Source organism: Rhizobacter sp. P2_G4 (assembly GCF_056403575.1).
Map to the genome: position 1 here is coordinate 111,212 of NZ_JBFUFG010000005.1, position 24,278 is coordinate 135,489.

At 66.4% G+C, this 24,278-nt stretch carries 20 protein-coding genes; 11 read left to right on the top strand and 9 right to left on the bottom strand.

All coding sequences use genetic code 11. The features are described 5' to 3' along the window. Window positions 1–11: 11 nt before the first annotated feature. Window positions 12–2,195, top strand: coding sequence for a glucans biosynthesis glucosyltransferase MdoH (mdoH, locus tag AC1DYS_RS19415; RefSeq protein WP_477902130.1), 2,184 nt, complete (start codon window positions 12–14; stop codon window positions 2,193–2,195). A gap of 26 nt (window positions 2,196–2,221) precedes the next feature. Here mdoH and AC1DYS_RS19420 read toward each other — a convergent pair whose 3' ends face one another. The 7 genes from AC1DYS_RS19420 to AC1DYS_RS19450 form a co-directional block, all read right to left on the bottom strand. Then, window positions 2,222–3,259, bottom strand: coding sequence for a GlxA family transcriptional regulator (locus AC1DYS_RS19420; protein WP_477902132.1), 1,038 nt, complete (start codon window positions 3,257–3,259; stop codon window positions 2,222–2,224). After that, entirely contained in the window at window positions 3,237–3,791 is a 555-nt protein-coding gene (locus AC1DYS_RS19425; RefSeq protein ID WP_477902133.1) for a cysteine hydrolase family protein, read from the bottom strand. The genes AC1DYS_RS19420 and AC1DYS_RS19425 overlap by 23 nt, the downstream gene beginning before the upstream one ends. Window positions 3,792–3,794: 3 nt before the next feature. Next, complete coding sequence (locus tag AC1DYS_RS19430; protein WP_477902135.1) at window positions 3,795–4,103, bottom strand: DUF1272 domain-containing protein; 309 nt, start codon at window positions 4,101–4,103, stop codon at window positions 3,795–3,797. Between the two features lie 82 nt (window positions 4,104–4,185). Then, window positions 4,186–5,289: a M14 family metallopeptidase gene (locus AC1DYS_RS19435; protein ID WP_477902137.1), complete on the bottom strand. Its 1,104-nt coding sequence runs from the start codon at window positions 5,287–5,289 to the stop codon at window positions 4,186–4,188. 10 nt (window positions 5,290–5,299) lie between these two features. After that, window positions 5,300–6,508: a M20 aminoacylase family protein gene (locus tag AC1DYS_RS19440; RefSeq protein WP_477902139.1), complete on the bottom strand. Its 1,209-nt coding sequence runs from the start codon at window positions 6,506–6,508 to the stop codon at window positions 5,300–5,302. Window positions 6,509–6,661: 153 nt separating this feature from the next. Further along, window positions 6,662–7,792, bottom strand: coding sequence for an ABC transporter substrate-binding protein (locus AC1DYS_RS19445; RefSeq protein WP_477902141.1), 1,131 nt, complete (start codon window positions 7,790–7,792; stop codon window positions 6,662–6,664). A 128-nt stretch (window positions 7,793–7,920) separates the two neighbouring features. Further along, complete coding sequence (locus AC1DYS_RS19450; protein ID WP_477902143.1) at window positions 7,921–9,045, bottom strand: ABC transporter substrate-binding protein; 1,125 nt, start codon at window positions 9,043–9,045, stop codon at window positions 7,921–7,923. 131 nt (window positions 9,046–9,176) lie between these two features. Between AC1DYS_RS19450 and AC1DYS_RS19455 the strand changes: the two genes are divergently transcribed. From AC1DYS_RS19455 to AC1DYS_RS19465, 3 genes are read left to right on the top strand one after another with little or no spacing between them, the layout of a single operon-like run. Beyond that, window positions 9,177–11,207: a molybdopterin-containing oxidoreductase family protein gene (locus AC1DYS_RS19455; protein WP_477902145.1), complete on the top strand. Its 2,031-nt coding sequence runs from the start codon at window positions 9,177–9,179 to the stop codon at window positions 11,205–11,207. 20 nt (window positions 11,208–11,227) lie between these two features. Continuing rightward, on the top strand, window positions 11,228–12,289 hold the full coding sequence (locus tag AC1DYS_RS19460) for an aminopeptidase (RefSeq protein ID WP_477902694.1): 1,062 nt from the start codon (window positions 11,228–11,230) through the stop codon (window positions 12,287–12,289). Window positions 12,290–12,306: 17 nt separating this feature from the next. Beyond that, the gene (locus AC1DYS_RS19465) at window positions 12,307–12,642 is read left to right on the top strand and encodes a polyhydroxyalkanoic acid system family protein (protein ID WP_477902147.1); all 336 of its coding nucleotides are present in this window, start codon (window positions 12,307–12,309) and stop codon (window positions 12,640–12,642) included. A 124-nt stretch (window positions 12,643–12,766) separates the two neighbouring features. On the opposite strand, the gene AC1DYS_RS19470 is transcribed toward AC1DYS_RS19465, so the two are convergent. Then, the gene (locus AC1DYS_RS19470; protein WP_477902149.1) at window positions 12,767–13,024 is read right to left on the bottom strand and encodes an acyl-CoA-binding protein; all 258 of its coding nucleotides are present in this window, start codon (window positions 13,022–13,024) and stop codon (window positions 12,767–12,769) included. Between the two features lie 92 nt (window positions 13,025–13,116). Between AC1DYS_RS19470 and AC1DYS_RS19475 the strand changes: the two genes are divergently transcribed. From AC1DYS_RS19475 to AC1DYS_RS19485, 3 genes are all read left to right on the top strand, one after another. Next, complete coding sequence (locus AC1DYS_RS19475; RefSeq protein ID WP_477902151.1) at window positions 13,117–14,532, top strand: wax ester/triacylglycerol synthase family O-acyltransferase; 1,416 nt, start codon at window positions 13,117–13,119, stop codon at window positions 14,530–14,532. A 118-nt stretch (window positions 14,533–14,650) separates the two neighbouring features. Beyond that, window positions 14,651–15,817: an efflux RND transporter periplasmic adaptor subunit gene (locus AC1DYS_RS19480; protein WP_477902153.1), complete on the top strand. Its 1,167-nt coding sequence runs from the start codon at window positions 14,651–14,653 to the stop codon at window positions 15,815–15,817. 2 nt (window positions 15,818–15,819) lie between these two features. Beyond that, a complete protein-coding gene (locus AC1DYS_RS19485) occupies window positions 15,820–19,032 on the top strand; it encodes an efflux RND transporter permease subunit (RefSeq protein ID WP_477902155.1) in 3,213 nt (1,070 codons plus the stop codon). Window positions 19,033–19,051: 19 nt separating this feature from the next. Here the strand turns inward: AC1DYS_RS19485 and AC1DYS_RS19490 are convergent, their stop codons facing one another. Next, on the bottom strand, window positions 19,052–19,786 hold the full coding sequence (locus tag AC1DYS_RS19490) for an aspartate/glutamate racemase family protein (RefSeq protein ID WP_477902157.1): 735 nt from the start codon (window positions 19,784–19,786) through the stop codon (window positions 19,052–19,054). A gap of 225 nt (window positions 19,787–20,011) precedes the next feature. On the opposite strand from AC1DYS_RS19490, the gene AC1DYS_RS19495 reads away from it, so the two are divergent. The 4 genes from AC1DYS_RS19495 to AC1DYS_RS19510 all read left to right on the top strand — a co-directional run bounded on the left by AC1DYS_RS19495 (window position 20,012) and on the right by AC1DYS_RS19510 (window position 24,276). Then, window positions 20,012–21,013, top strand: a complete 1,002-nt coding sequence (locus AC1DYS_RS19495; RefSeq protein WP_477902159.1) for an ABC transporter ATP-binding protein — start codon at window positions 20,012–20,014, stop codon at window positions 21,011–21,013. 59 nt (window positions 21,014–21,072) lie between these two features. Then, a complete protein-coding gene (locus AC1DYS_RS19500) occupies window positions 21,073–22,338 on the top strand; it encodes an ABC transporter substrate-binding protein (RefSeq protein ID WP_477902161.1) in 1,266 nt (421 codons plus the stop codon). Between the two features lie 161 nt (window positions 22,339–22,499). Then, the gene (locus AC1DYS_RS19505; RefSeq protein ID WP_477902163.1) at window positions 22,500–23,381 is read left to right on the top strand and encodes an ABC transporter permease; all 882 of its coding nucleotides are present in this window, start codon (window positions 22,500–22,502) and stop codon (window positions 23,379–23,381) included. A 13-nt stretch (window positions 23,382–23,394) separates the two neighbouring features. Continuing rightward, window positions 23,395–24,276 carry an ABC transporter permease gene (locus AC1DYS_RS19510; RefSeq protein ID WP_477902165.1) on the top strand — a complete coding sequence of 294 codons (882 nt, stop codon included), beginning with the start codon at window positions 23,395–23,397 and terminating at the stop codon, window positions 24,274–24,276. Window positions 24,277–24,278: the final 2 nt, after the last annotated feature.

The window sequence follows — 24,278 nt, forward strand, 5'->3', positions numbered from 1 at the left end:
GGACGGCCGCGATGTCGTCTTCCACGCAGGCCATGCCGGGGGCCAGCACACCACCCATCAACCGTGGGTCGATGGTCGCCCAGCCTTGGCGCGGCTTCTTCCGCAGCCTGGGTGACCTGGCCATGGGCCGCCGAAAGCCGTCTGCCGAGCAGGCGCATGAGCCCTTGCCCTGGGAGCGCGCCGCGACGAACCGCCGCCGCGTGCTGCTGGCGCTGGTGATGCTGTCGGCCGCGGGCGCCACCGCGCTGCTGGCCAACCTGCTGCCGATGCAGCAAACCGCGTGGCTGCGCACGCTGCAGATCGGCCTGTACGGTTTGCTGTTCGCCTGGGTGTCGGCCGGTTTCTTCACCGCGATGATGGGCTTTTGGGTCCTTTGGCGCGGCGACAAGCATGCGATGTCGGCCAACTCGGTGGGCAACGAGCCGATTCACCGCGAGGCACGCACAGCGATCATCATGCCGATCTGCAACGAGCAGGTATCGACCGTGTTCGCTGGCCTGCGCGCCACCTGCGAGTCGCTGGCGGCCACCGGAGCGTCGAGCCTGTTCGACGTCTACGTGCTGTCGGACACCAACAACCCCGAGATTCGCGCCGCCGAACTGGCTGCGTGGGCCAAGCTGCGCGAAGAGTGCGGCACGGGCGGCCGCATCTATTACCGCTGGCGCCAGATCCGCACCAAGCGCAAGGCCGGCAACGTGGCCGACTTCTGCCGCCGCTTCGGCCGCAACTACCGCTACATGGTGGTGCTCGATGCCGACAGCGTGATGAGCGGCGATGCCCTGGTGAAGCTGGTGCGCTTGATGGAAGCCAACCCCGACGCCGGCATCATGCAGACCGCGCCGCAGGCCTGCGGCCTCGACACCGTGCATGCCCGCTCGCAACAATTCGCCGGCCGTGTGCACGGGCGCTTGTTCACCGCCGGCATGCAGTACTGGCAGCTGGGTGAGTCGCACTACTGGGGCCACAACGCGATCATCCGCGTCGAGCCTTTCATGAAGCACTGCGCGCTCGCGCCGCTGCCGGGCCACGGTGGCCTCGCCGGCGAAATCCTCTCGCACGACTTCGTCGAAGCCGCGCTGATGCGCCGCGCCGGCTACCACGTGTGGCTGGTGCACGACCTGCACGGCAGCTACGAACAGCAGCCGCCCAACTTGCTTGAAGAACTGCAACGCGACCGCCGCTGGTGCCAGGGCAATCTCCAGAACGCCCGCCTGATCGCCGAGCCCGGCCTGCACGGCGTGCACCGCGCCATGCTGCTGACCGGCGCGCTGGCCTATCTCTCGGCACCGCTGTGGCTGGCCTTCGTGCTGCTCGGCGCGGGCATGTGGATGTTCGGTGACCGCACCTTGTTCGACACCCACCAAGCCGTGCCGCTCGAAGTCGCAGGCCTGTGGTTGGCCACGGCAACGATGCTCGCCATGCCGCGTGTGATGGGCGTGCTGGCCATCGTGATGACGCACCAACAACGCCGCTACGGCGGCACCTCGGCGCTGGTGCGTGGGGCCCTGCTCGAAGGCGGCTTGTCGGTGCTGCAGGCACCCGTGCGCATGATGGCGCACACGCTGTTCGTTGTGGTGGCGCTCACCGGCCTCAAGCTCGACTGGAAGTCGCCTCCTCGCGAAGCCAACGACATCGGCTGGGCCGATGCGCTGCGCCGCTTCGGTTCCGTCAGCGCTGTTGTGGCCTGCATCGTGATGCTGGTGCTGTGGCTGCAACCGCAAGCCACGCTGTGGCTGATGCCGATGGGCCTGCCGCTCCTGCTGGCCGTGCCACTCACGGTGCTGACCAGCCGCTCCAACCTCGGCCAGCGCCTGCTCGCCGGCCGCCTGCTGATGACGCCCGAAGAGCACAGCGCGCCCAGCGTGCTGCGTCGGGCCTGGGCACATGCGCGCCGTGCTGCGCCCACACTGCAGTGGCGCGACACCTTCACTGACCCGTGGCTGTTCGACGTCGTGCGCTCCGCCATGGGACCGCGCAACACCAGCTGGGGCAGCCGCGGCAAGGCGCGTCGCCTGCTGGTGCGCGGCCTGCTCGTGGACCAGGACACCGAACGCCTGAGTGCTTCGGACCGCATGCGCCTGCTGAGCGAGCCGCAAAGCATCGTGCGCGTGCGCGATCAGCTGGCCGCCAACGCCAACCTGATGCGGGCCAACTGGTCCGACGAAGCGGGCCGCGAAGTCCGTCTCAGCGCGTGAGGTGACTCCGGCGGCTTAGCGTCGCTCTAAGCCGCCGACCCGCCCCGCGCACTGCGGGGCGTGCCGCTCAGGTGGCGGCCCCAGGCGCGGCGCAGTTGCAGGTCCGACGCGAAGCCGGCCGCTTCTGCTGCCAGCGTGACGGTGGCGCCGCGTGTCAGTGCCTGGCGCGCCCGCTCCAGGCGAATCTTCTCCACATACGTCATCGGCGACACCTCGGCGTGGTCGGCGAACAGCCGCAGCAGGTGGCGGCTGGTCACGTGCGCCGCGGCGGCCAAGCTGTCCAGCGTCCAGCCGGCGTCGGGCCGTTCGCAGACGGCGTCCTGTGCGCGGTGCAGGGCCGGGTGCAGGTGGTGGCGGTGGGCGAGCATCGGTGACAGCTCAGGGTCGTTCGGCGTGCGGCGCAGGTAGACCACCATCGTCTTCGCGGTGGCCGCGGCCACCGCATCGCCGCAGGTTTGCGCAATGAGGTGCAGCGCCAGATCGATGCCGGCGGTGACGCCGGCGCTCGATGCCATGGCCCCGTCGATCACGAACACGCGGTTGTCCACCACCTGCGCCTGGGGCGCAAGGCCACGAAGGGTGTCGAGGTACTCGTGGTGCGTGGTGCAGTGCTGTGATCCGATGAGGTCGGCACGCGCGGCCATCAGCGTGCCGGCACACACCGTCACCAGGCGGTGCGGTGTGCCGGCCTGCAGCAGCGGCCGCATGTCGCGATGCAGCCAGGCGACAGTGTCTTGCGACGTCGCGTCGGGCTGCTTCAGCGCTTCGCTCGCCTGGCCGACCAGCATCAGCCACGTCGTTCGATCGAGTGTGGATGGCAGCGGCTCGAGCCCGGCCACTTGCAGACCTACAGAGCTTTCTGTGTGTGCTTGCGGCCCGCAGTAGCGAAGATGAAAGCGCGCCTGCCCACCGGTGCGGACGAGCTGCTGGTTGGCCAGCCGAAACGCCTCGGCCGGCCCGGCCACGTCGAGCAGCAGCGTGCGCGGCGGCACGACGAAGAGGACGTCGATCGCCTCGTCGCCAGTCGCCGCGTCGGTGCCCTTATCTTTGCTGTGCTCGCTCAAGCGCCTGCTCCACGCTGCAGATGGTGGCGAAGCGGCCGGTCAGGACGGCGGTGGTGCGCGCCACGATGTCTTTGCTGGCCAGCAGCGAGCCGTCGAGATGCTTCATATCGAAGGTGAGCGTGGCCTCGGGCACGAAGTCGACCTCGAAGCCTTCGTCGCTGGCGTGGCGCGTGCTGGTCTCGCAGCATTGCTCGGTGCGGATGCCGGCCACGATCAAGCGGCTGATGCGCTGCTTGTGCAGCCAGACCATGAGCCCCGTACCGACCAGTGCGCTGTGGCGGGTCTTGTGGAACTCGACGGCTGCATCGAAGGGCGCCAATCCGTCGAGCGGCCGAACATGGCCCGAGGCCAGCGAGAAGGCCTTGTCGCCGTCCACATGGAAGATGCGCACGATCGGTACGCCTGCACGGGTGGCGCCGTCGATCAACGCATTGGTGCGCGACAGGAAGGCGGGCGTTTCGCGATCGCTCCAGTACGGGCTGTGGCGAAACGATTGCTGGACGTCGATGAGGATCAAGGCAGTGGTGTTCATGGTCTAGCGTTCCTGGGGTGCGATGTGGCGGATGGAGGCGGCGAATGCCGCGTGCGTGGTCGGGTCGACCGGGCGGTGTTTGACCTTGGTGCTGGCCGCGTACTGGCCCAGGTAGTTGCCGCCCTTCCAGTCATGCGCCGGGCGAATCGGGCGCGGCGCAAATCCACCCGCGCAGTTGGGACAGACGTTGCCGAGAACGCCGTTCACGCAGTCGGTGCAGAAGGTGCACTCGAAACTGCAGATCATGGCGTCGGTGGCCTGGGGTGGAAGCAGCCGCTGGCAATTCTCGCAAGCGGGTCGCAGTTCGAGCATGTGTTTCTCCGGGGGGTGATCGATGGCCTGAACGATAGGCACAACGAGCAACTCCGTCGCGACAATACACGACGAGAACCGATCAGTTCCGGACAGCCTCTCCGCTCAATCCGGCGACCGCTTGTCGCACCGCCTCGGCCGCCTGGCGCACGACGCTGCGCTTCCACACGTCGGTGTCGGTGTAGAACGCGTCGCGAATTTGCTGCTTGATCTGCGCACCGCGGGTGCTCAGGTGCTCGGGGTGGTTCTCAAGCCACTGGTCGGCACGCAGCGCCCGCAAGGTCTGCAGGAGCGGCAGCGTGCCGTACTCCAACGCGATGCCGGTGTATTCGGCCTGTGGGCACTCGTCATAGACGGCGTTCCACATCAGGCCGGTGAGTGGCGCGGAGCTCGAGCTGCCGTCGTAGATCGAGGTGATCTTGTCGCCCCACCAGGCGCGCGCGCGTGCCACGGCGGCTTCGTCCTTGCGGCCGGCGTAGATGCGCTCGCCGACGCTGCTCGGCCCGAGGCCGGTGTGCAGGTCGATCCAGGCCACGCGCCCGGCACGCGAGCCGTGCTCGCGAAGCACCTGGCGCAACGTCACGTGGCTCCAGCTCGGGCTGCGGCCGCCGAAGAAGAGGCCTTGCGGGTGCTCGTACTGGCCGGCCGACACGGCAGTCTGCATCGCCCGCACACCGCGGCGCAGCACAAAGGACAGGATGGACAGCTGATCGCGCCAACTCGGCGGCCAGGTCGGCGGCACCAGCAACTGCGCGATCTCCTCGTAGCCGGGGTTCGCCGGCAGGGGCTGCTGAAAGTCCTGGAAGTTGCGGTTCAGGTCGATGTTCTCGTGTGTCGTGCGGCGCCACCACGAGAAGCCATAGGGGTTGAGCGCGTGGATGTAGACGACCGCCACGCCCGCCTCGTGCGCCTGGGCACGCCAACCTGCGTCGTGCAGCAGCGCGACCTGAATGCCGGAGCCGCAGAAGCCCTCGACGCCATGGCAGGCGCTGCTGATGAAGAGCACGCGCCGGGCGTCGGCCGGGCCGTCGCGCACCACGTCCATCGCGAGCGGCTCGCCATCGCGCCCTCGCAAGGGGTGCATGTGGCTTTGAACGTCGAGGTGCGCCGATTCGGCCGCGGCCAGGAACTTGACTCGCGCCGTCGCGTAGGTCTGCGCGAAGCAGGCGGCGATGTCGTCGCCCATACGCGGCGTGTCAGCGACGGGGCTCGGCCAACCACTTCTCCGCGAGCCGCGCCCACAGCGTGGCACCGAGCGGAATGAGGTCGTCGTTGAAGTCGTAGCTCGGGTTGTGCAGCATGCACGGGCCCATGCCGTGGCCGCCGATGCGGTGGCTGCCGTCGCCGTTGCCGATGAGGAAGTAGCAGCCGGGTTTCTCGAGCAGGAAGTAGCTGAAGTCTTCGGCGCCCATCGTGGGCTCGAACTCCTGAACGTTGTCGGCGCCGACCACATCGGTCATCACGCCGCGCACGAACTCGGTTTCGGCCGGGTGGTTGATCGTGGGCGGGTAGTTGCGCACGAACTCGAACTCGCACTCCGCGCCGAAGGCGGCGCAGGTGTGCTCGGCCATCTCCTTCATGCGGGTCTCGATCAGGTCGAGCAGCTCGAGCGTGAAGGTGCGCACGGTGCCCTGGATCTCGCAGCTGTCGGGCACCACGTTCGTGGCCTCGCCGGTGTGGATCATCGTCACCGAGATCACGCCCGGGTCGATGGGCCGCTTGTTGCGCGAGACGATGGTCTGGAAGCCCTGCACCATCTGGCAGGCCACCGGCACCGGGTCGATGCCGAGGTGCGGCATGGCCGCATGCGAGCCCTTGCCGCGAATGACGATCTTGAACTCGTTGCTCGACGCGAAGCAGGGCCCGTTCTTCAGCGCGAACTGGCCGACCTGCATGCCGGGCCAGTTGTGCGCGCCGAACACGGCTTCCATCGGGAAGAGATCGAAGATGCCTTCCTTGATCATCTCGCGCGCACCGCCGCCGCCTTCTTCGGCCGGCTGGAAGATCAGGTACACGGTGCCATCGAAGTTGCGGTTCTTCGCGTTCGAGAAGTGCTTGGCCGCGGCCAGCAGCATCGCGGTGTGGCCATCGTGTCCGCAGGCATGCATGCGGCCGGCGTGCTGGCTGGCGTGCGCAAAGGTGTTGTGCTCGGTGATCGGCAGGGCGTCGATGTCGGCGCGCAGGCCCACGGCGCGAGCGCTGTTGCCGGCGGTGCCCTTGACGATGCCGATCACGCCTGTGGTGGCCAGGCCGCGGTGGATCGGAATACCCCAGTCGGTGAGCGCCTTGGCGATCACGTCGGAGGTGCGCTTCTCTTCGAAGCACAGCTCCGGGTGGGCATGGATGTCACGTCGGATGGCGGTGACAGCGGCCACATCGGCCAGGATGGATTCGATCAGCTGCATGGAGGCTCCTGGAGCGAAGAGCCACTCGCTCGTGGCGGCGGCTCGGGCAGAAGCGTTTCAGTTTACAGAGAGATCCATCGCCCCGAGGCCAGGCTGGGAAGAGTCCGACGCGAGGGCCCGGATTGAACGGTCCGGTGGGCTCCGCGCTGCCGCTCAGTGCCTTACTTTGCCTTCGGCGGTGAGGATGGTCATTTCCACGTACTTCGACCCGGCATGCGACTGCGGCGTGAAGTCGATGTAGAACCCGCCGAGGTTCAGCTCGCGCATGTTCTCCAGCCCGGTGATCAGGGACTCGGGCGTCGGGTTGTTGCCGGACTGGCGCAGACCTTCGATCAGCGTGCGCGCCGCGACGAAGCCCTCGATGCCGCCGTAGTTGGGTTCGAACTTGTCGCCCAGTGCCTTGCCCGCCGACAGGTAGTCGGACGACACCGGCACCGTGGCGCTGAAGGGCAGCGGCATCACCTGGCTGATGACCACGCCGCGGGCGTCGTGGCCCAGCTCGGCCGCGAGGGCCTGCGTGCCAACGAAAGAGACGTTGTAGAAGCCGCCGCTGAAGCCCGCCGTGCGCGCTGCACGGATGAAGGCCGCGCAGGACTTGTAGGCGCTGATCTGCACGATGGCGTCGGGCTTCTGGGCCAGGATGGCCTGCACCGCGGCGTCCACGTTCACGGTGTTGCGCTCGACCGTACCCTGGCCGGTGGGCGTGAGGTTGTGCGACTTCAGCGCGGTGGTCACGCCCTCGAGCCCGGTCTTGCCGTAGCTGTCGTTCTGGTAGAAAACGCCGATCCGCTTCATGCCGATCGAGGTGATCTGCTTGACGATCTCGGCCGTCTCGTCGAAGTAAGAGGCGCGCACGTGGAAGGCATGGCGGTTGAATGGCGCACGCAGCGCTTCGGCGCCGCTGAAGGGTGCAAAGAAGGGCACGCGCGCCGTGGTGGCCAGGGGCAGGGCGGCCAAGCTGGTCGGCGTGCCGACGTAGCCAAACAGCGCGAACACGTCTTCGCGCAGGAGCTTCTGGGTGTTTTCGGCGCAGCGCTCGGGCTCGTAGCCGTCGTCCATGCTGCGCAGCTCGATGGTGCGGCCGTTGATGCCGCCGCGCGCGTTGACGCGGTCGAATGCGAGCAGCGCGCCTTCCTTGAAGCGCTCACCCAGCGCGCTCGCCGGTCCTGAAAACGCGGCCGACTGGCCGAGCAGGATCTTGCCGGAGGCAGCCGTCACCAGCTTGGGGAAAGCCAGGCAGGCCGGCGCTGCCGCGCCGAGGCGCAAAAGATGGCGTCGATTCATGAAAACTCCCAAGGGGCTGAAAACGGTGACTGAAAACTGGAACAACCAGCGAGCCCCTGGACGGACTGTGCCGGGGGCTGACTGGTGTTCCTTCAAGGAAGGCGTCTGGCGCCTTCACGGGTGATTCGTTAGCGGCGGACCTTGCCTTCTTCGGTCAGCATCGAGATCTCGACGAACTTCGATGCCACGTGATCCTTCGCGCCGAAGTTCACGTTGAAGCCGCCGAAGTTGGTGCTGTTGATCGACTCCATCGCGGTGATGAAGCTGTCACGCGTCGCGTTTTTGCCAGCGCGCTTGAGGCCTTCGCTGAACACCTTGGCGGCCAGGTAGCCTTCCATGCTCGAGTAGTTGGCCGAGGCATCACCGCCGGCCTTGGCCACGGCGTCCAGGTACTCGCGCGAGATGGCGGTCGTGGTCGAGAAGGGGAAGGGCATCACCTGGCTGATCATGATGCCGCGGCCTTCCTTGCCGAGCTCATCGGCCAGCGCCTGCGTGCCGACGAACGACACGTTGTAGAACGTGCCGCCGTAGCCGGCCTTGCGCGCTTCGCGGATGAAAGCCGCGCATGATTTATAGGCGCCGATCTGCACCACGGCGTCGGGCCGGGCGGCGACGATGTCCTTGACCGCCTGGGACACGGCGACGGTGTTGCGCTCGACCGTGCCGGTGGCCACGGGCGCCAGGTTCAGCGGCTTGAGGGCGCGCGTCACGCCGTCCAGGCCGGCCTTGCCATAGGCGTCGTTCTGATAGAAGACCGCGATCTTGTTGAGGTTCAGCGAGGTCAGCTGCTTGACGATCAGCGCCGTCTCGTCGAAGTACGACGCGCGAAGGTGAAAGATGTTCTTGCTGAACGGGTCGCGCAGCGATTCGGCGCCTGTGAAGGGGCCGAAGAACACGGCGCGGCTCTCGTTGACCTGGGGCAGGGCCGCCAGGCAGGTGGGCGTGCCCACGTAGCCGAACAGTGCGAAGACGTTGTCCTTGATGAAGCGGTCGGTGTTGGCCTTGCAGCGGTCGGGCTCGTAACCGTCGTCCAGCGTGCGCAGCTCGATGGTCTGGCCGTTGACGCCACCCGCTGCATTCAGTGCGTCGAAGTAGACCTTGGCGCCGCGGTTCATCTGGATGCCCAGCTGCGCTGCCGGCCCGCTGAAGGCTGCCGACTGACCCAGCACGATGCGGCCGGTTTGAGCGATCGATGGCAGTGCCAGGGCGGCGCTCGTGGCGGCCATGTGCTGGAGCAGAATGCGTCGTTTCATGAGGGGGCGTCAGGTTTAGCAAGCGCGATTTGAGCGTCGCGTAACGTAGAAAACGAGTGTAAACCCCTAAGCTTTTCTCGCGATCGTTTTGCTACGAAAGCATGACGCACTCCTGTGCAATAGTTGCCCAAATGATGATCAATACCATCGTCCGAGCGGCCTGCCCGCACGACTGCCCCGATACCTGTGCCATCCGCGTGACCGTTGAAGACGGGCGTGCTGTTCGTGTGCAGGGTGACCCCAACCACCCGCCGACGCATGGCGCGCTGTGCACCAAGGTCTCGCGCTACACCGAGCGGAGCTACCACGCCGAGCGCGTGCTGCACCCGATGAAGCGCAGCGGCCCCAAGGGAAGCGGCCAGTTCGTCCGCGTGAGCTGGGCCGAAGCGCTGGCCGACATCGCCGCGCGCTTCAAGGAAATTGCTGCTCGCAACCCCGAGGCCATCCTGCCTTACAGCTACGCCGGCACCATGGGCCTGCTGCAGGGCGAGAGCATGGACCGGCGCTTCTTCCACAAGCTGGGCGCGTCGCTGCTCGACCGCACCATCTGTGCATCGGCCGGCGCCGATGCGTTGACCGCCACCTACGGCGGCAAGGTCGGCATGCACCTGGAGCACTACGCCGAGAGCAAGCTGATCCTCATCTGGGGCAGCAACTCGATCGCCTCCAACTTGCACTTCTGGACCTTCGCGCAGAAGGCCAAGCGCGACGGGGCCAAGCTGATCTGCATCGACCCGCGCAAGACCGAGACCGCGGACAAGTGCCACCAGCACATCGCCTTGCTGCCCGGCACCGACGGCGCGCTGGCACTCGGCCTCATGCACGAGCTGATCCAGAACGACTGGCTCGACCACGACTACATCGAGCGCCACACCCACGGCTGGCCCGCCTTGCGCGAACGTGCCCTGCAGTGGACGCCCGAGCGCACCGCCGCCGCCTGCGGCATCACCGCCGACGAAGTGCGCGCGCTGGCGCACGACTACGCCACCACGAAACCTGCGGCCATCCGCCTCAATTACGGCATGCAGCGCGTGCGCGGCGGCGGCAATGCCGTGCGGCTGATCGCCATCCTGCCGTGCCTGGTGGGCGCGTGGCGGCACCGCGCCGGTGGCCTGTTGCTGTCGGCATCGGGCTGGTTCCCGAAGGATGGCAAGGCCCTGCAGCGGCCGGAGCTCCTGGCCGGCCGCACGCCGCGCACCATCAACATGAGCACCATCGGCGACGACCTGCTGCGCGAGAGTTCGCCCGGCTTCGGTCCGAAGATCGAGGCGGTGGTCGTCTACAACAGCAACCCGGTGGCCGTGGCGCCCGAGTCGCCAAAAGTGGTGAAGGGCTTTGCGCGCGAAGACCTGTTCACGGTGGTGCTCGAACACTTCATGACCGACACCGCCGACCTGGCCGACTACGTGCTGCCCGCCACCACGCAGCTCGAACACCTGGATGTGCACACCAGCTACGGCCACACCTACGCACTGATCAACGAGCAAGCCATCGCGCCGATCGGCGAGGCCAAGCCCAACACTCAGGTCTTTCGCGAGTTGGCAGCGCTGATGGGCTTCGACGACCCGTGTTTCTCCGACAGCGACGAAACCATGGCCCGCGCCGCGTTCAGCGAGGACGTGAGCTTCGATGCGCTGCGCGAGCACGGCTGGGTCAAGCTGCCGGTGCCCGATGCGCCGTTCGCGGAAGGCGGCTTCCCGTCGCATAGCGGCAAATGCATGATCGATGCGCCCGGTCTGGGTGTGCCCGACCACGTGCCCAACTACGAGTCGGCGCAGTCGTCGCCTGAATTGGCACAACGCTTTCCGCTGGCGATGATCTCGCCGCCGGCACGCAACTTCCTCAATTCCACTTTCGTCAACGTGAAGAGCCTGCGCGACATCGAAGGCGAGCCGCTGGTCGAGATGCACGAGAGCGATGCTGCGGCGCGCGGCCTGCACGGCGGCGAGATGGTGCGCGTGTTCAACGGGCGCGGCGAATACCGCTGCAAGCTGGCCGTCAACGCGCGTGCGCGGCCCGGCGTGGTCAACGGGCTCGGCGTCTGGTGGCGCAAGCTCGGTGTGGACGGCACCAACGTCAACGAACTCACCCACCAGCAGCTCACGGACCTCGGCCGCGCGCCCTCGTTCTACGACTGCCTGGTGGAAGTGCGTGCGGTTTGAGGCGCTGGCTGCTGATGGCGATGGCTGGCGTCGTGGGGATGGTGGCGCTCGCGCTCGGCACAGCGTGCCTGACCAGCGGCTGCAGCAGCATCGGCTACTACGCGCAGGCGGCGACGGGCCACCTGTCGCTGCTCAACAAGGCCAAACCGGTGTCCGACTGGCTGGCCGACGACGGCACGCCCCAGAACGTGCGCGAGCGGCTGGCGCTCAGCCAGCACATGCGTGACTTCGCCGTCAGCGAATTGAAGCTGCCGGACAACGCGAGCTATCGACGTTATGCCGACCTCGGCCGCCCCGCCGCGGTGTGGAACGTGGTGGCCGCCCCCGAGCTGAGCCTCACCCTGAAGACATGGTGCTTCCCGGTGGTGGGCTGCGTGGGCTACCGCGGCTACTACGACCAGGCCGACGCGAATGCCTTCGCTGCAGAGCAGCGTGCGGCGGGGCTCGAGGCCACGGTGCAAGCCATCCCCGCCTATTCGACGCTCGGCCAGTTGCCCGGCGGCTACTTCAGCGACCCGCTGCTCAACACCTTCATCCGCTGGACCGAAGGCGAGCTGGCCAGGCTGATCTTTCACGAGCTGGCGCACCAAGTGGCCTATGCCGCCGGCGACACCATGTTCAACGAATCGTTTGCCACGGCGGTGGAACGCATCGGCGGTCAGCGCTGGTTGCAGGAGCACGCGACCCCCGAAGCGCGCGACGAGTACGACAAGCTCGAGCACCGCCGCAAAGACTTTCGCCGCATCACGATGCAGGCGCGCGCCGACCTGGATGCGATCTACCGCAACGCCTCGTTGAGCGATGACGCGAAACGCGCCGCCAAGGCCGAGCGCATGGCGCAATTGCGGGCCGAGCACGCCGCGCTGAAGGCCGGGCCGTGGAACGGCTTTGCCGGCTACGACGCCTGGTTCGCGAATGCCAACAACGCGTCGATCGGGGTGCTGGCCGCTTACAACGAACTGGTGCCTCAATTCGAGCGCCTCTACGAACGAGAGGGGCGCGACTTCACGCGCTTCTATGCCGAGGTGAAGCGCATCGCCGCCTTGCCCATGGCCGAACGCCGCGCGACACTCGGCGGCTGACAACGGAGACCAAGAACATGCCCGACATCCACATTCGCCGCGAGCACAGCCTCGGCCTGGCCAAGGCCCGCAAGATCGCGTTGCAGTGGGCCGAAGACGCCGAGAAGAAGTTCGACATGGCCTGCACGATCCTCGAAGGCGACACCAGCGACACGCTAGAGTTCAAGCGCATCGGCGTGAACGGCACCCTGGTCGTCGCTCCCGATCACTTCGAACTCGACGCCAAGCTCGGCTTCCTGCTCGGTGCCTTCAGCAAGACCATCGAGAGCGAGATCGAGAAGAACCTCGACGACCTGCTCGCCAAGAGCAAGACCGTCGCAAAAAAGGCCGCGACCAAGACATCGAAGAAGTAGCTGAGACCCAACGGGCAAGCGCATAGCGCAAAGCCCACAGAGCCACTCGCCGCGGACGGGTTCCCCGGCTGCAGGCGAGGCGCCCCTCGGGGGCAGGAGCGATAGCGACTGGGGGGCTGTCTACCTACTCTTTCAGGGACTCGATCAAGTCGATGTAGCCCTGCATCGCTTCTTCTTTTGACTTCCCCTTCACCCCATTCCACGCGTCCCACTTCGCGCGCTCGACCATGTCGGTGAAGCCGGGGCGCTTGGTGTCCACGTCGCCAACGCTGCCCTGCTTGTAGAGCGCATAGAGCTGCAGCAGCGTCATGTTGTCGGGCTTCTCGGGCAGGTTCTTCGAGTCTGCGCGTGCCTGTTCGAACTGGGCGGTGAGGTCGGCCATGGTTCTGTCTCCGTTGTGGGTGAAAGTCGGCATTGACGAGCTGCATGTTACCCAGCATCTTGCAGGCCTCACAGACGAGGGAACCCACAAAAATGGCCCAAGCCACGCAACGCATGTCACGCGTCGACACCGCCTGGCTGCGCATGGACAACGACGTCAACCTGATGTCGATCGTCGGCGTCTGGCTGATCGAGCCCGGCATCTCCTACGAAGCGCTGTGCGAGCGCGTGGCCACCAAGCTGCTCAAGTACGGGCGCTTTCGCCAGCGGGTGGTCGAAGACGCGATGGGCGCGAACTGGGTCGACGACGCCGACTTCGACATCCACCACCATGTGCGCCACGAAGCGCTGGTGCGCCTGCCCAAGCAGAGCGAGCGTGCGGCCCTGCAGGCGCGGGTCGGCGAGTTGTCGATGACACCGCTCGACCGCAGTCGCCCGCTGTGGCAGTTCCAGCTGATCGACGACTACGAAGGCGGCAGCGCCTTGATTGCGCGCGTGCACCACTGTATTGCCGACGGCATTGCGCTGATCTCGGTGATGCTGTCGATTACCGACGGCGGCACCGAACCGCCGCCGCGCAAGCGCCGCGCGGTCGACGACGAAGGCGCCGACTGGCTCACCGACGCGGTGATGCGGCCGCTGACCGACGTGGCCGTGAAGGCCATCGGCCTGTATGGCGGCGGGATCGTCAAGTCGATGGAACTGCTGTCGAAGCCACAGCCCTTGCAGGGTTCGATCGACGTGGCGCGCGTGGGCTACCAGGTCGTGTCCGACGCCGCGGCCATGCTGCTGATGCCCGATGACTCGCCCACGCGCCTCAAAGGCAAGCCCATCGGCGCCAAGCGCGTGGCCTGGGGCGAGCCGCTGCCGCTCGACCAGGTGAAGGCCATCGGCAAGGCGCTCAACTGCTCGATCAACGACGTGCTGCTCGCCTGCGTGGCCGGCGCCATCGGCGGCTACCTGCGTGACCAGGGTGACGACACCACGGGCCAGGAAATCCGCGCAATGGTGCCGGTGAACCTGCGTCCGCTCGAGAAGGCCTACAAGCTCGGCAATCAGTTCGGCCTGGTGCCGCTCGTGCTGCCGATCGGCGTCGTCAACCCGGTCGAGCGGGTGTATGCGGTGCGTGCGCGCATGGCCGAGTTGAAGGGCAGTTACCAGCCCTTGCTGGCGTTCGCGGTGCTGGCGGTGTCCGGTCTCTTGATCAAGCCGATGCAGGATGCGCTGCTGAACCTCTTCGCGAAGAAGACCACCGCCGTGATGACCAATGTGCCGGGCCCGGCGGTGGCGCTCAAGGTGTGCGGGTCGACGCTGCGGCAGGTGATGTTCTGGGTGCCGCAGTCGGGTGAGATCGGCGTGGGCGTGTCCATCCTCAGCTATGGCGGCGGCGTGCAGTTCGGGCTGATCACCGATGCGCAGCTGTGCCCCGACCCGCAGAAGATCATCGACCGCTTCGAGCCGGAGTTCGAGAACCTCTTGATGGTGACCTTGATGCTGCCCTGGGAGTAACCCGGGCTTGTCAATGCGCCGATCGCGGATGACACATCAATCTCGCATCAGGAACGCAACCCGGCGGACCGAACTGCCCCAATAATCCCATCTTCCAGGGAGCTCAGGGCGTTCACTCATGCGTGTTCATCTTCTCGTCGTTCTTTGTGTGTGCAGTGCCTTGTCGGCCTGCCAGAAACCGGGCGGGGCTTCACCCGCTGCCACGGCTGCTTCTGCGCCGCAGCTCTTGCTGGCGCGCGAGGATTTGCGCACCGTGCGTCTGTCCAGCCAGACCCAGGGGGCCGTCATCACCGGCACCATCGAGCCCGAGCGGCGCGCCGACCTCCGTGCCGAGATCTCGGCCGTGGTGCTGCAGGTGCTGCGCGAGAACGGCGAGGCGGTCAAACGCGGCGACCTGCTGGTACGGCTGGACGACACCTCCATCCGCGACAGCCTCAACTCCGCCGAAGAGTCGGCCCGCGCGAGCGGCCAGGCCTTCGAGCAGGCCGAGCGCCAGTTCCAGCGGCTCAAGACCTTGCAGACGCAGGGCATGAGCTCGATGCAGGCGGCAGAAGATGCGGAGATCCGCCGCAACAACGCCCAGAGCGACCTGGCCGCCGCCAAGTCGCGTCTGGTGGCGGCAAGGCAGCAGCTCACCCGCACCGAGATCCGCGCGCCGTTCGACGGCATCGTCAGCGAACGCAAGGTGTCTGCCGGCGACACGGCGCAGGTGGGCAAGGAGCTCGTCAAGGTGATGGACCCGTCGAGCATGCGGCTGCAAGGGCTGATCTCGGCCGATCACCTGGCTGAGGTGCGTGCCGGGCAGGACGTCAGCTTCAAGGTCAACGGCTACCCGCAGACCGAGTTCATCGGCAAGGTCAAGCGCGTGAGCGCAGCCGCCAACTCGACGACGCGGCAGGTCGAGGTGCTGGTGGAGTTCGCGGCGGGCAATTCGCCGCGCATGGCCGGGCTCTACGCCGAGGGGCGCATCGCCACGCGCAGCACACAGGCCCTGGTGCTGCCCGAATCGTCGATCGTGAAGGTGGGTGACAGCGCGCATGTGTGGCGCCTGCAGGGCAAGGCGCTGCACAAGGTGGCCGTGCAGTTGGGCGATCGGGACCCGCGGCGTGGGGAGTACGTGATCAAAAGCGGCCTGGCCGACGGCGACCAGGTCTTGCGCCAGCCCGGCAACTCGCTGGTCGACGGCCAAGTGGTGGAGATGGCGGCGGCGCCCGCCAGCGCGCCTGCCATGCCGGCCGATCTGAAGGAAGGCGCGGCGTCCGCATCCGCGGCCAAAGGGGGTTAGTCATGTTCCTCTCCGACTTCAGCATCAAGCGGCCGATCGCGACCATCGTGATCATCATCGCGCTCATGTGCCTGGGCCTGCTCGCGCTCAAGAAGCTGCGCGTGAACCAGATCCCCGACGTGGAGCAGCCGGTGATGGTGGTCAGCATCAACTACCCCGGCGCGTCGCCTGAAACGGTGGAGCGCGAGATCATCGACCGGGTGGAGAAGGCGCTGCAAAGCATCTCCGGCGTCGACGAGGTGCGCTCCACGGCCAGCGAGAGCAACGCGAAGATCGTGCTCGTGTTCCAGTTCGGCAAGAACATGATCGAGGCCGCCGACGAGGTGCGCAACGCCATCGGCACGGTGCGCTACAAGATGCCGGTCGAGATGCGCGAGCCGGTGCTGCAGCGCGTGGACCCTGCCGCCCAACCCATCATGCAGCTGGCGCTGTCGTCCACCTCGCAGACGCATGCCGAGATCTCACGTTTGGCCGAAGACCAGCTGGCTGATCGCGTGCGCGGCATCTCGGGTGTGGCCACCGTCACCGTCAACGGCGCACTCAGCCGCGAGCTCAGCGTGCTGCTGCGTGCCGAGAAGCTGCGCGAGTACAACGTCTCGGTGACCGAGGTGGTGGCGGCGCTGCGCAACCAGAACGCCACCGCACCGGTCGGTAAGGTGCGCGGCAGCCTCACCGACCAGAGCATCCGCCTGGTCGGCCGCATCGAGGCGCCTTCCGACTTCGAGCAGATCGTGATCGCGCGGCGCGGCAGCGACACCGTGCGGCTCGGTCAAGTGGCCGAGGTGAAGGACGGGTTCGCCGAACTCAACAGCTTCAGCGTGCGCAGCGGCAGCCCGAACGTGGGCCTGTCGGTCACGCGCGCGCGCGACGCGAGCACCGTGTCGGTGGCCGACGAGGTGCGCAAGCTGGTCAATGAGTACGGCAAGACCTTGCCCGCGGGCACCAAGCTCGAGGTCACGCAAGACGGCGGCAAAGACGCGCAGAACAGCCTCAACAACGTGGTCCACGCGCTGGTATTCGGTGCGGGGCTCACCATCTTCGTCGTCTACGTGTTTCTCAATTCGTGGCGCTCGACGCTGATCACCGCGCTCAGCCTGCCGACCTCAGTGATTGCCGCGTTCATTGCGGTGTGGCTGTGCGGCTTCAGCCTCAACTTCATGAGCCTGCTCGGCCTGTCGCTCGCCATCGGGGTGCTCATCGACGATGCGATCGTGGTGCGAGAGAACATCGTGCGCCACATGGAGCGCGGCGAGAACCGGCGTGATGCCGCCCTCAACGGCACGGCCGAGATCGGCCTCGCAGTCATGGCCACCACCTTCTCGATCGTGGCGGTGTTCGTGCCGGTCGCGTTCATGCCGGGGGTGTCGGGCGAATGGTTCCGGCCCTTCGCGCTGACGGTGGTGGCATCGGTGATCGTGAGCCTGTTCATCTCATTCACGCTCGACCCGATGCTCTCGGCCTACTGGGGCGACCCGCCCGGGCACCACCATGCGCCGAAGAAAGGCATCAGCAAGCTGCTCGCGCGCTTCAACACCTGGTTCGACCACCAGGCCGACCGCTACGGCCAGGTCATCGCGTGGGCCTTGCACCACCGCATCTGGATGGGCGCTTTCGCAATCGGCAGCTTCGTGTTGGCGATCGTGCTGCAGGCCACCGTCGGCGGGTCGAGCTTCCTGCCGACGTCCGACTACGGAACGCTGGCGATCGAGGTGCGCACGCCGTCGAGCAGCAGCCTCGAGTACGCGCGGCTCAAGATGGAAAGCGCGGCCTCGCTCGCGCGCACGCTTCCTGAAACCAAGGCCACCAACAGCTACATCAGCAGCAGCGGCGGGCGCATCTATGTGGACGTGGGCAAGAGCACGCAGCGAAAGCGTTCCACCATCGAGATCGCGCGCGAGCTGCGCACGAAGGTCGCTCGGCTGGTGGGTGCGGAATACGTGGTGCTCGATGACCTGAACAACGGCGCGCAGAAGCCCGTGCAGATCCGCTTCCACGGTGCTGATTCGCGCCAGCTGCTGGCCATCACCAACGGTTTCATGGAGAAGCTGCGCGCGGTGCCGGGTGCCGTCGACGTGGGCCTGTCTGAACAGGACCCGCAGGACGAACTGAAGATCGAGCTTGACCGCGGTCTCGCCAACTCGCTCGGCATCTCGGTCAACGACGCGGCGCAGGCTCTGCGCGTTGCTTTCGCGGGGCTGGAAGTGGGCGACTGGATCGACCCGACCGGCGAGACGCGCGACGTGGCCGTGCGCCTGCACCCCGATGACCGCGTCGACCTCAGCAACATCGAGCGCCTGCCGATCACCGTGACCGGCACCAACCGCATGGTGCCGCTCGACCAGATCGCACACGTCACGCTGGGCAAGAGCCCGGCACAGATCCAGCATGCCAATGGCAAGCGCATGGTGGCGGTCTCGGCCAACGTGCAAGGCCGCTCGCCGGGTGAGGTGACGGCCGATGCCGTCAAGATCGCCAAGGCCATCAACTACCCCGAAGGCTACGGCCTGGAACTGGCTGGCGCGTCGAAAGACCAGCAGCAGGTGTTCGGCGACATGGGCGTTGCGCTCTTCAGCGGCATCGCGCTGATGTACATGGTGCTGGTGATCCAGTTCGGCTCGTTCACCGCGCCGCTGCCGGTGATGATCTCGCTGCCGCTGAGCCTGATCGGCGTGGTGCTGGCACTGCTGGCAGCGCGCTCGACGCTCAACCTGATGAGCTTCATCGGCATCATCATGCTGGTGGGCCTGGTCGCCAAGAACGCCATCCTGCTGCTCGACGCGACACGCGCCGGCGAGGCACGCGGCATGCAGCGTGAGGACGCACTGATGGCTGCCGGCCGCCAGCGCCTGCGCCCGATTCTGATGACCACCTTCGCGTTGATCGCCGGCATGTTCCCGGTGGCCCTGGGCCTGGGCGAGGGTGGCGAGTTCTACCGGCCGATGGCGATCGCGATCATCGGCGGCACCATCACCTCGACCTTGCTGACCCTGCTCGTGGTGCCGAGCTTCTACGACAGCATCGAGATCGCGCGCGATCGCGCGCTGGCAAAGTTCTCTCGTCGCGCAGAGAAGCGCGGCGCTGCGCTCGCTTTCGCGATGACGCTCATCGAGGCCGTGCTGACGCTCTTGTTGTTGCGCTTCGTGTGGCGCCTGCTCGCTCGGGCGGTGCGCCTGGTGCGGCCCGGAGCGCCACTGGACGAGGCGAGCGTTCGGTAGGTCCCCTGCGCCGACCGCGCTATTCGGGCGAGTAAGGGCGAGCCAGGCCTGAGTAGGCCTTCGGTAAAGGCAGCGCGTAGTCGCCTTGCTTGCTGGTGCCCAGCCCCAGGCTGACCAGGCTCTCGGCCAGCTTGACGGCAGCGGCCACACCGTCGACGACCGGCACGCCGAGTTCGGTCTGCAGGCGCAGGCACAGATCCGCCATGCCGGCGCAGCCCAGCACGATGGCGCCTGAGCGGTCTTGCCGCAGCGCGGCGCGCGAGCTCGCGAGGATGCGGGCGTAAGCGTCGCTCGCCGGGTCGTCCAGTTCGAGCACCGCGATGTCGGTGCCGTGGATGCCGCGGCAGCGCCGCTCGAAGCCGTACTGCAGCACCAGGTGCTCGGCGATCACGCAGGTGCGTGTGAGCGTGGTCACCACCGAGAAGCCAGTGGCCAGCAGCGAGGCGCAGTGGAATGCCGCTTCGGCGATGCCGATCACCGGGCCGCGCGCCAGTTCACGGGCAGCATGCAGGCCCGGGTCGCCGAAGCAGGCGATCACATGCGCATCGGCACCGGCCACCTCACCCAGCCGCACCTGTTCCGACACACCGGCGGCGGCCCACACGTCGTCGTGGTGCCCCTCGATCGACGGGGCGCCGAAGCTCGGCTGCACCGCCTCGATGAGCGTGCCGGGTGACGCGACGGCTGCGGCTGCGCTGCCGATCTTGGCCGTCATCGCGGCGCTGGTGTTGGGGTTGATGACGCGAATCTTCATGCTGGTTTCCTTGAGGTCACGCCGCCATTTTGTATACAAAGGGGCGAGCAATGCGACGAGGCTTGTGCAAGTCGTGCGCCCATAAGCCGGCGTGTCGGCTGCCCCAAACGCGGGCGGAGCAAACGTTTTCCAGAGGGATGTGGTGCATGGTTCCGCCGGCCGAGTGATGTTTGCGCGCCGTTTCGGTGAATGTTTGCTGGCACATGCATTGCATACACGCTCGGCATGAAAGTCGACTCGACGCTGGTGCTGACCTCGCTCGTCAAACGCTACGGCAACACGGTCGCCGTCGACGGCATCAACCTCACCATTCCTTCGGGCAGCTACTGCTGCCTGCTCGGCCCCTCGGGCTGCGGCAAGACCTCCACGCTGCGCATGATTGCGGGCCACGAACTGGCAAGCGACGGGCAGATCCTGCTCGGTGGCAAGTACATCACCCACAGCGCCGCGGCGGACCGGGGCACGGCCATGATGTTCCAGAGCTACGCGCTGTTCCCGCACCTCTCGGTGCTCGACAACGTGGCCTTCAGCTGGAAGATGCGCGGCAAGCCGGTGGCCGAGCGCCACGCCCGCGCCAAGGAGTTGCTGCAACTGGTCGCGATGACGCCCTACCTTGCACGCCTGCCCAGCGAGCTGTCGGGCGGCCAGCAGCAGCGCGTGGCGCTCGCCCGCGCCCTGATGACCGAGCCGCGCGTGCTGTTGCTCGACGAGCCGCTCTCGGCGCTTGACCCCTTCCTGCGCGTGCAGATGCGCGCTGAGCTCAAGCGCTGGCAGCAGGAGCTGGGCTTCACCTTCGTCCACGTCACCCACTCGCAAGAAGAAGCCATGGCCCTGGCCGACCAGGTGGTGGTGATGAACCATGGTCGCATCGAGCAGACCGGTTCGCCGCGCGAGGTGTTCAATTCACCGCGCTCGGAGTTCGTCGCTCGCTTCATGGGTGCGCACAACGTCATCGCCGCCGAGGGCGGGTCGATCGCCGTGCGCTCCGACCGCATGCGCCTGCAGCGCGAAGCCCACAGCGGCTCGCGCAGCGCGGCGGTGAAGGCCATCGAATACCAGGGCACCTACGTGCAGGTCAACCTCGCGCCGCAAGGCGAGGCGGCCGATGCGCAGTGGACGGCCACTGTGGCCGATGACGCGTTCGATGCCTCGCCCTTGCAGCCTGGCGAAACAGTGCATGTCTCGTGGCTGCCGCACGAGGCCCATTCGCTGGCCTCGGCTCCCTGATCCCTAATCCTGTCCCCTTGTTTCAGTTCCTGTTTCATCTACCCAAGAAGGAGAACCCCATGTCCGACGACAACGTCAAGTCCGGCACCTCGCGCCGTACCCTGCTCAAAGGCGCTGCCGCGGCCAGTGGCGCACTCGCCTTCCCGTTCGTGCATGCGCAAGAGAAGATCACGCTGCGCTACCTGGGCACCGCGGTCAACCAAGACAAGGCCATCGCCGAGAAGTTCAAGGCTGACACCGGCATCACCATCCAGTACATCCCGGTCACCACCGACGACGTGACCAAGCGCGCCGTCACCGCACCGAACAGCTTCGACCTGATCGACACCGAGTACTTCTCGCTGAAGAAGATCATCCCGACCGGCAACCTGCTCGGCATCGACACCAAGCGCATCAAGAACGCGGACAAGATCACCTCGCTCTTCACCAAGGGTGAGGTGGCCGGCAAGAAAGTTGGCGACCAGGGCACCGCGCCCAAGAAGGTGATGTACCTCGAGAAGCCCGACTCGAAGACCTTCTCGGCCACGCCGACGCAGTTCATGACGCTGATCCCGACCACCTACAACGCCGACACGCTGGGCATTCGCCCCGACCTGATCAAGCGTCCGATTGAAAGTTGGAAAGAGCTCTTGAACCCCGAGTTCAAGGGCAAGACCGCCATCCTCAACATCCCGTCGATCGGCATCATGGATGCCGCGATGGTGGTCGAGGCCTCGGGCATCTACAAGTACCCCGACAAGGGCAACATGACCAAGAAGGAGATCGACCTCACGATCAAGACCTTGATCGACGCCAAGAAGGCCGGCCAGTTCCGCGCGCTGTGGAAAGACTTCAACGAGAGCGTGAACCTGATGGCCTCGGGCGAAGTGGTGATCCAGTCGATGTGGTCGCCGGCCGTCACCGCCGTGCGCACCAAGGGCATCGACTGCACCTTCCAGCCGCTGAAGGAAGGCTATCGCGCCTGGGCCGCCGGCTTCGGCGTGCCCAAGAGCGTCACTGGCAAGAAGGCCGATGGCGTCTATGAGTTCATCAACTGGTTCCTCGACGGCTGGGCCGGGGCCTACCTGAATCGCCAGGGTTACTACAGCGCCGTGCTCGAGACGGCCAAGGCCAAGATGGAAGCCTACGAGTGGGCCTACTGGATGGAAGGCAAGGCCGCCACCTCCGACATCAAGTCGCCCAATGGCGACCTGCTCGCCAAGGCCGGCAGCGTGCGCGACGGCGGCAGCTATGAGGCGCGCATGGGCGGCATCGCTTGCTGGAACGCGATCATGGATGAGAACGCGTACATGGTCCAGAAGTGGAATGAGTTCGTGGCGGCATGACGGCCCCCCAGTCGCTTCGCTCCTGCCCCCAAGGGACGCCACCCTGCGGACCGGCAAAGCCGGATCCGCGGGCGTTGCTTGATGGACGCGTCGCTTCGCTTGCGTTAGCTGTCATCCCGGCGAACGCTGGGACCCACTGCGTCGATGTGACGGGCTGAACGATGAGTAGCACCAAGACCCTCCGAATCGGCGCATGGCTGCAAGCCACGCCGTTCACGTTGGTCTTTGTGCTTTTTCTCGTGCTGCCGCTGCTGTTGGTGGCCGCGGTGAGTTTCTGGCAGGCCACCGACTACGAACTGATCCCGGCGTTCACGGGCCAGAACTACATCGACGTGTTCACCGGTTGCTCGAACACCGAGGAGCTGTGCACCACGCTCAAGACGTATCTGTCGACGTTCAAGTTCTGCTTTCTCGTCTGGCTGTTCACGCTGTTGATCGGCTTCATGGTGGCGTACTTTCTGGCGTTCCACATCCGCTCGGTGGGCGCGCAGACGCTGCTCTTCATCCTGTGCACCGTGCCGTTCTGGACGTCGAACGTCATCCGCATGATCTCGTGGGTGCCGCTGCTGGGGCGCAACGGGGTCGTCAACCAGACGCTGCAGGCCGTGGGCCTGATCGACACGCCGATCGAGTGGCTGCTGTTCAGCAACTTCTCGGTGGTGCTGGCCTTCGTGCACCTCTACACGATGTTCATGATCGTGCCGATCTTCAACTCGATGATGCGCATCGACCGTGCGCTGATCGAGGCAGCGCGTGACAGCGGCGCCTCGGGCTGGCAGACGGTGTGGAACGTGGTGGTGCCGCTTTCGCGCACCGGCATCATCATCGGCTCGATCTTCGTCATCACCATCGTGATGGGCGACTTCGTCACCATCGGCGTGATGGGCGGGCAGCAGATCGCCTCGGTCGGCAAGATCATCCAGGTGCAGACCTCGTACCTGCAGTTCCCGATGGCTGCGGCCAACGCGGTCATCCTGCTCGCGATCACGCTGATGATGATCTGGGGCCTGACCCGGCTCGTCGATATCCGCAAGGAACTCTGATGAACGAAGCGCTATGACAAAAGAAAAGCGCCCCCGCAGCTTCTACGCGCTGGCCGTCGTCTTCGGCCTGTTCGTGCTGTTCCTCTACGGGCCGATGCTGGCCATCTTCGTGCTCAGCTTCCAGGGCCCCGAGGGCGGGCTCACGTTTCCGATGCGCGGCGCCTCGCTGCACTGGTTCGGCAAGCTGTGGGAGGGCATGGGCGTCGTCGACATCGCCGCGGCCTTCCGCCGCTCGGTGGGGCTGGGCGCCGTGGTGATGGTGCTCACCGTGCTGCTGGCGCTGGGCGCCGGCCTGGCCTTCCGCAAGAAGTTCTCGGGCTCGGGGCTGCTGTTCTACACCTCGGTGGCGAGTTTGATCATGCCGTCGATCGTGGTGTCGCTGGGCATCGGGCTGCAGTTCCGCCTGATCGACACCTCGCTGAAGGCCGTACTCGAAAGCGTGGGCCTTGGCGACTGGCTCGAAGGCTACGGCACGGCCATGGGCCTCTACTCCTCGGCGCTGGGCGCGCACCTCACGTGGACGCTGCCTTTCGGCCTGCTCATCATGCTGGCGGTGTTCAACCGCTTCAACCCGGCGTTCGAAGAAGCGGCCGCCGACCTCGGCGCCACGCCGTGGCAGAGCTTCGGCCATGTGGTGCTGCCGCTGATCGCGCCCAGCCTGGTGGGCGTGGGCATGTTCGGCTTCACGCTCAGCTGGGACGAGATCGCGCGCACCTCGCAGGCTATCGGCGACGTGAACACACTGCCGCTGGAACTGCAGGGCCTCACCAGCACCGTCACCACGCCGGCCATCTATGCCCTCGGCACGGTGACCACGGTGGTGTCGTTCGCGGTGATGGGCGGCACGCTGGCGCTGATGAAGCTGCTCCAGCGCAAGCCTGCGCAGGCCAGGTGATC

Bases quoted from the DNA above. Each gene is read 5' to 3' on its own strand.
- AC1DYS_RS19500 (WP_477902161.1), top strand. From the start codon at position 21,073: ATGTCCGACGACAACGTCAAGTCCGGCACCTCGCGCCGTACCCTGCTC.
- AC1DYS_RS19490 (WP_477902157.1), bottom strand. From the start codon at position 19,786: ATGAAGATTCGCGTCATCAACCCCAACACCAGCGCCGCGATGACGGCC.
- AC1DYS_RS19440 (WP_477902139.1), bottom strand. From the start codon at position 6,508: ATGCAGCTGATCGAATCCATCCTGGCCGATGTGGCCGCTGTCACCGCC.
- AC1DYS_RS19435 (WP_477902137.1), bottom strand. From the start codon at position 5,289: ATGGGCGACGACATCGCCGCCTGCTTCGCGCAGACCTACGCGACGGCG.
- AC1DYS_RS19480 (WP_477902153.1), top strand. From the start codon at position 14,651: ATGCGTGTTCATCTTCTCGTCGTTCTTTGTGTGTGCAGTGCCTTGTCG.
- AC1DYS_RS19485 (WP_477902155.1), top strand. From the start codon at position 15,820: ATGTTCCTCTCCGACTTCAGCATCAAGCGGCCGATCGCGACCATCGTG.
- AC1DYS_RS19505 (WP_477902163.1), top strand. From the start codon at position 22,500: ATGAGTAGCACCAAGACCCTCCGAATCGGCGCATGGCTGCAAGCCACG.
- AC1DYS_RS19445 (WP_477902141.1), bottom strand. From the start codon at position 7,792: ATGAATCGACGCCATCTTTTGCGCCTCGGCGCGGCAGCGCCGGCCTGC.
- AC1DYS_RS19495 (WP_477902159.1), top strand. From the start codon at position 20,012: ATGAAAGTCGACTCGACGCTGGTGCTGACCTCGCTCGTCAAACGCTAC.
- AC1DYS_RS19475 (WP_477902151.1), top strand. From the start codon at position 13,117: ATGGCCCAAGCCACGCAACGCATGTCACGCGTCGACACCGCCTGGCTG.
- AC1DYS_RS19465 (WP_477902147.1), top strand. From the start codon at position 12,307: ATGCCCGACATCCACATTCGCCGCGAGCACAGCCTCGGCCTGGCCAAG.
- AC1DYS_RS19470 (WP_477902149.1), bottom strand. From the start codon at position 13,024: ATGGCCGACCTCACCGCCCAGTTCGAACAGGCACGCGCAGACTCGAAG.
- AC1DYS_RS19425 (WP_477902133.1), bottom strand. From the start codon at position 3,791: ATGAACACCACTGCCTTGATCCTCATCGACGTCCAGCAATCGTTTCGC.
- mdoH (WP_477902130.1), top strand. From the start codon at position 12: ATGTCGTCTTCCACGCAGGCCATGCCGGGGGCCAGCACACCACCCATC.
- AC1DYS_RS19510 (WP_477902165.1), top strand. From the start codon at position 23,395: ATGACAAAAGAAAAGCGCCCCCGCAGCTTCTACGCGCTGGCCGTCGTC.
- AC1DYS_RS19430 (WP_477902135.1), bottom strand. From the start codon at position 4,103: ATGCTCGAACTGCGACCCGCTTGCGAGAATTGCCAGCGGCTGCTTCCA.
- AC1DYS_RS19460 (WP_477902694.1), top strand. From the start codon at position 11,228: ATGGCTGGCGTCGTGGGGATGGTGGCGCTCGCGCTCGGCACAGCGTGC.
- AC1DYS_RS19455 (WP_477902145.1), top strand. From the start codon at position 9,177: ATGATGATCAATACCATCGTCCGAGCGGCCTGCCCGCACGACTGCCCC.
- AC1DYS_RS19450 (WP_477902143.1), bottom strand. From the start codon at position 9,045: ATGAAACGACGCATTCTGCTCCAGCACATGGCCGCCACGAGCGCCGCC.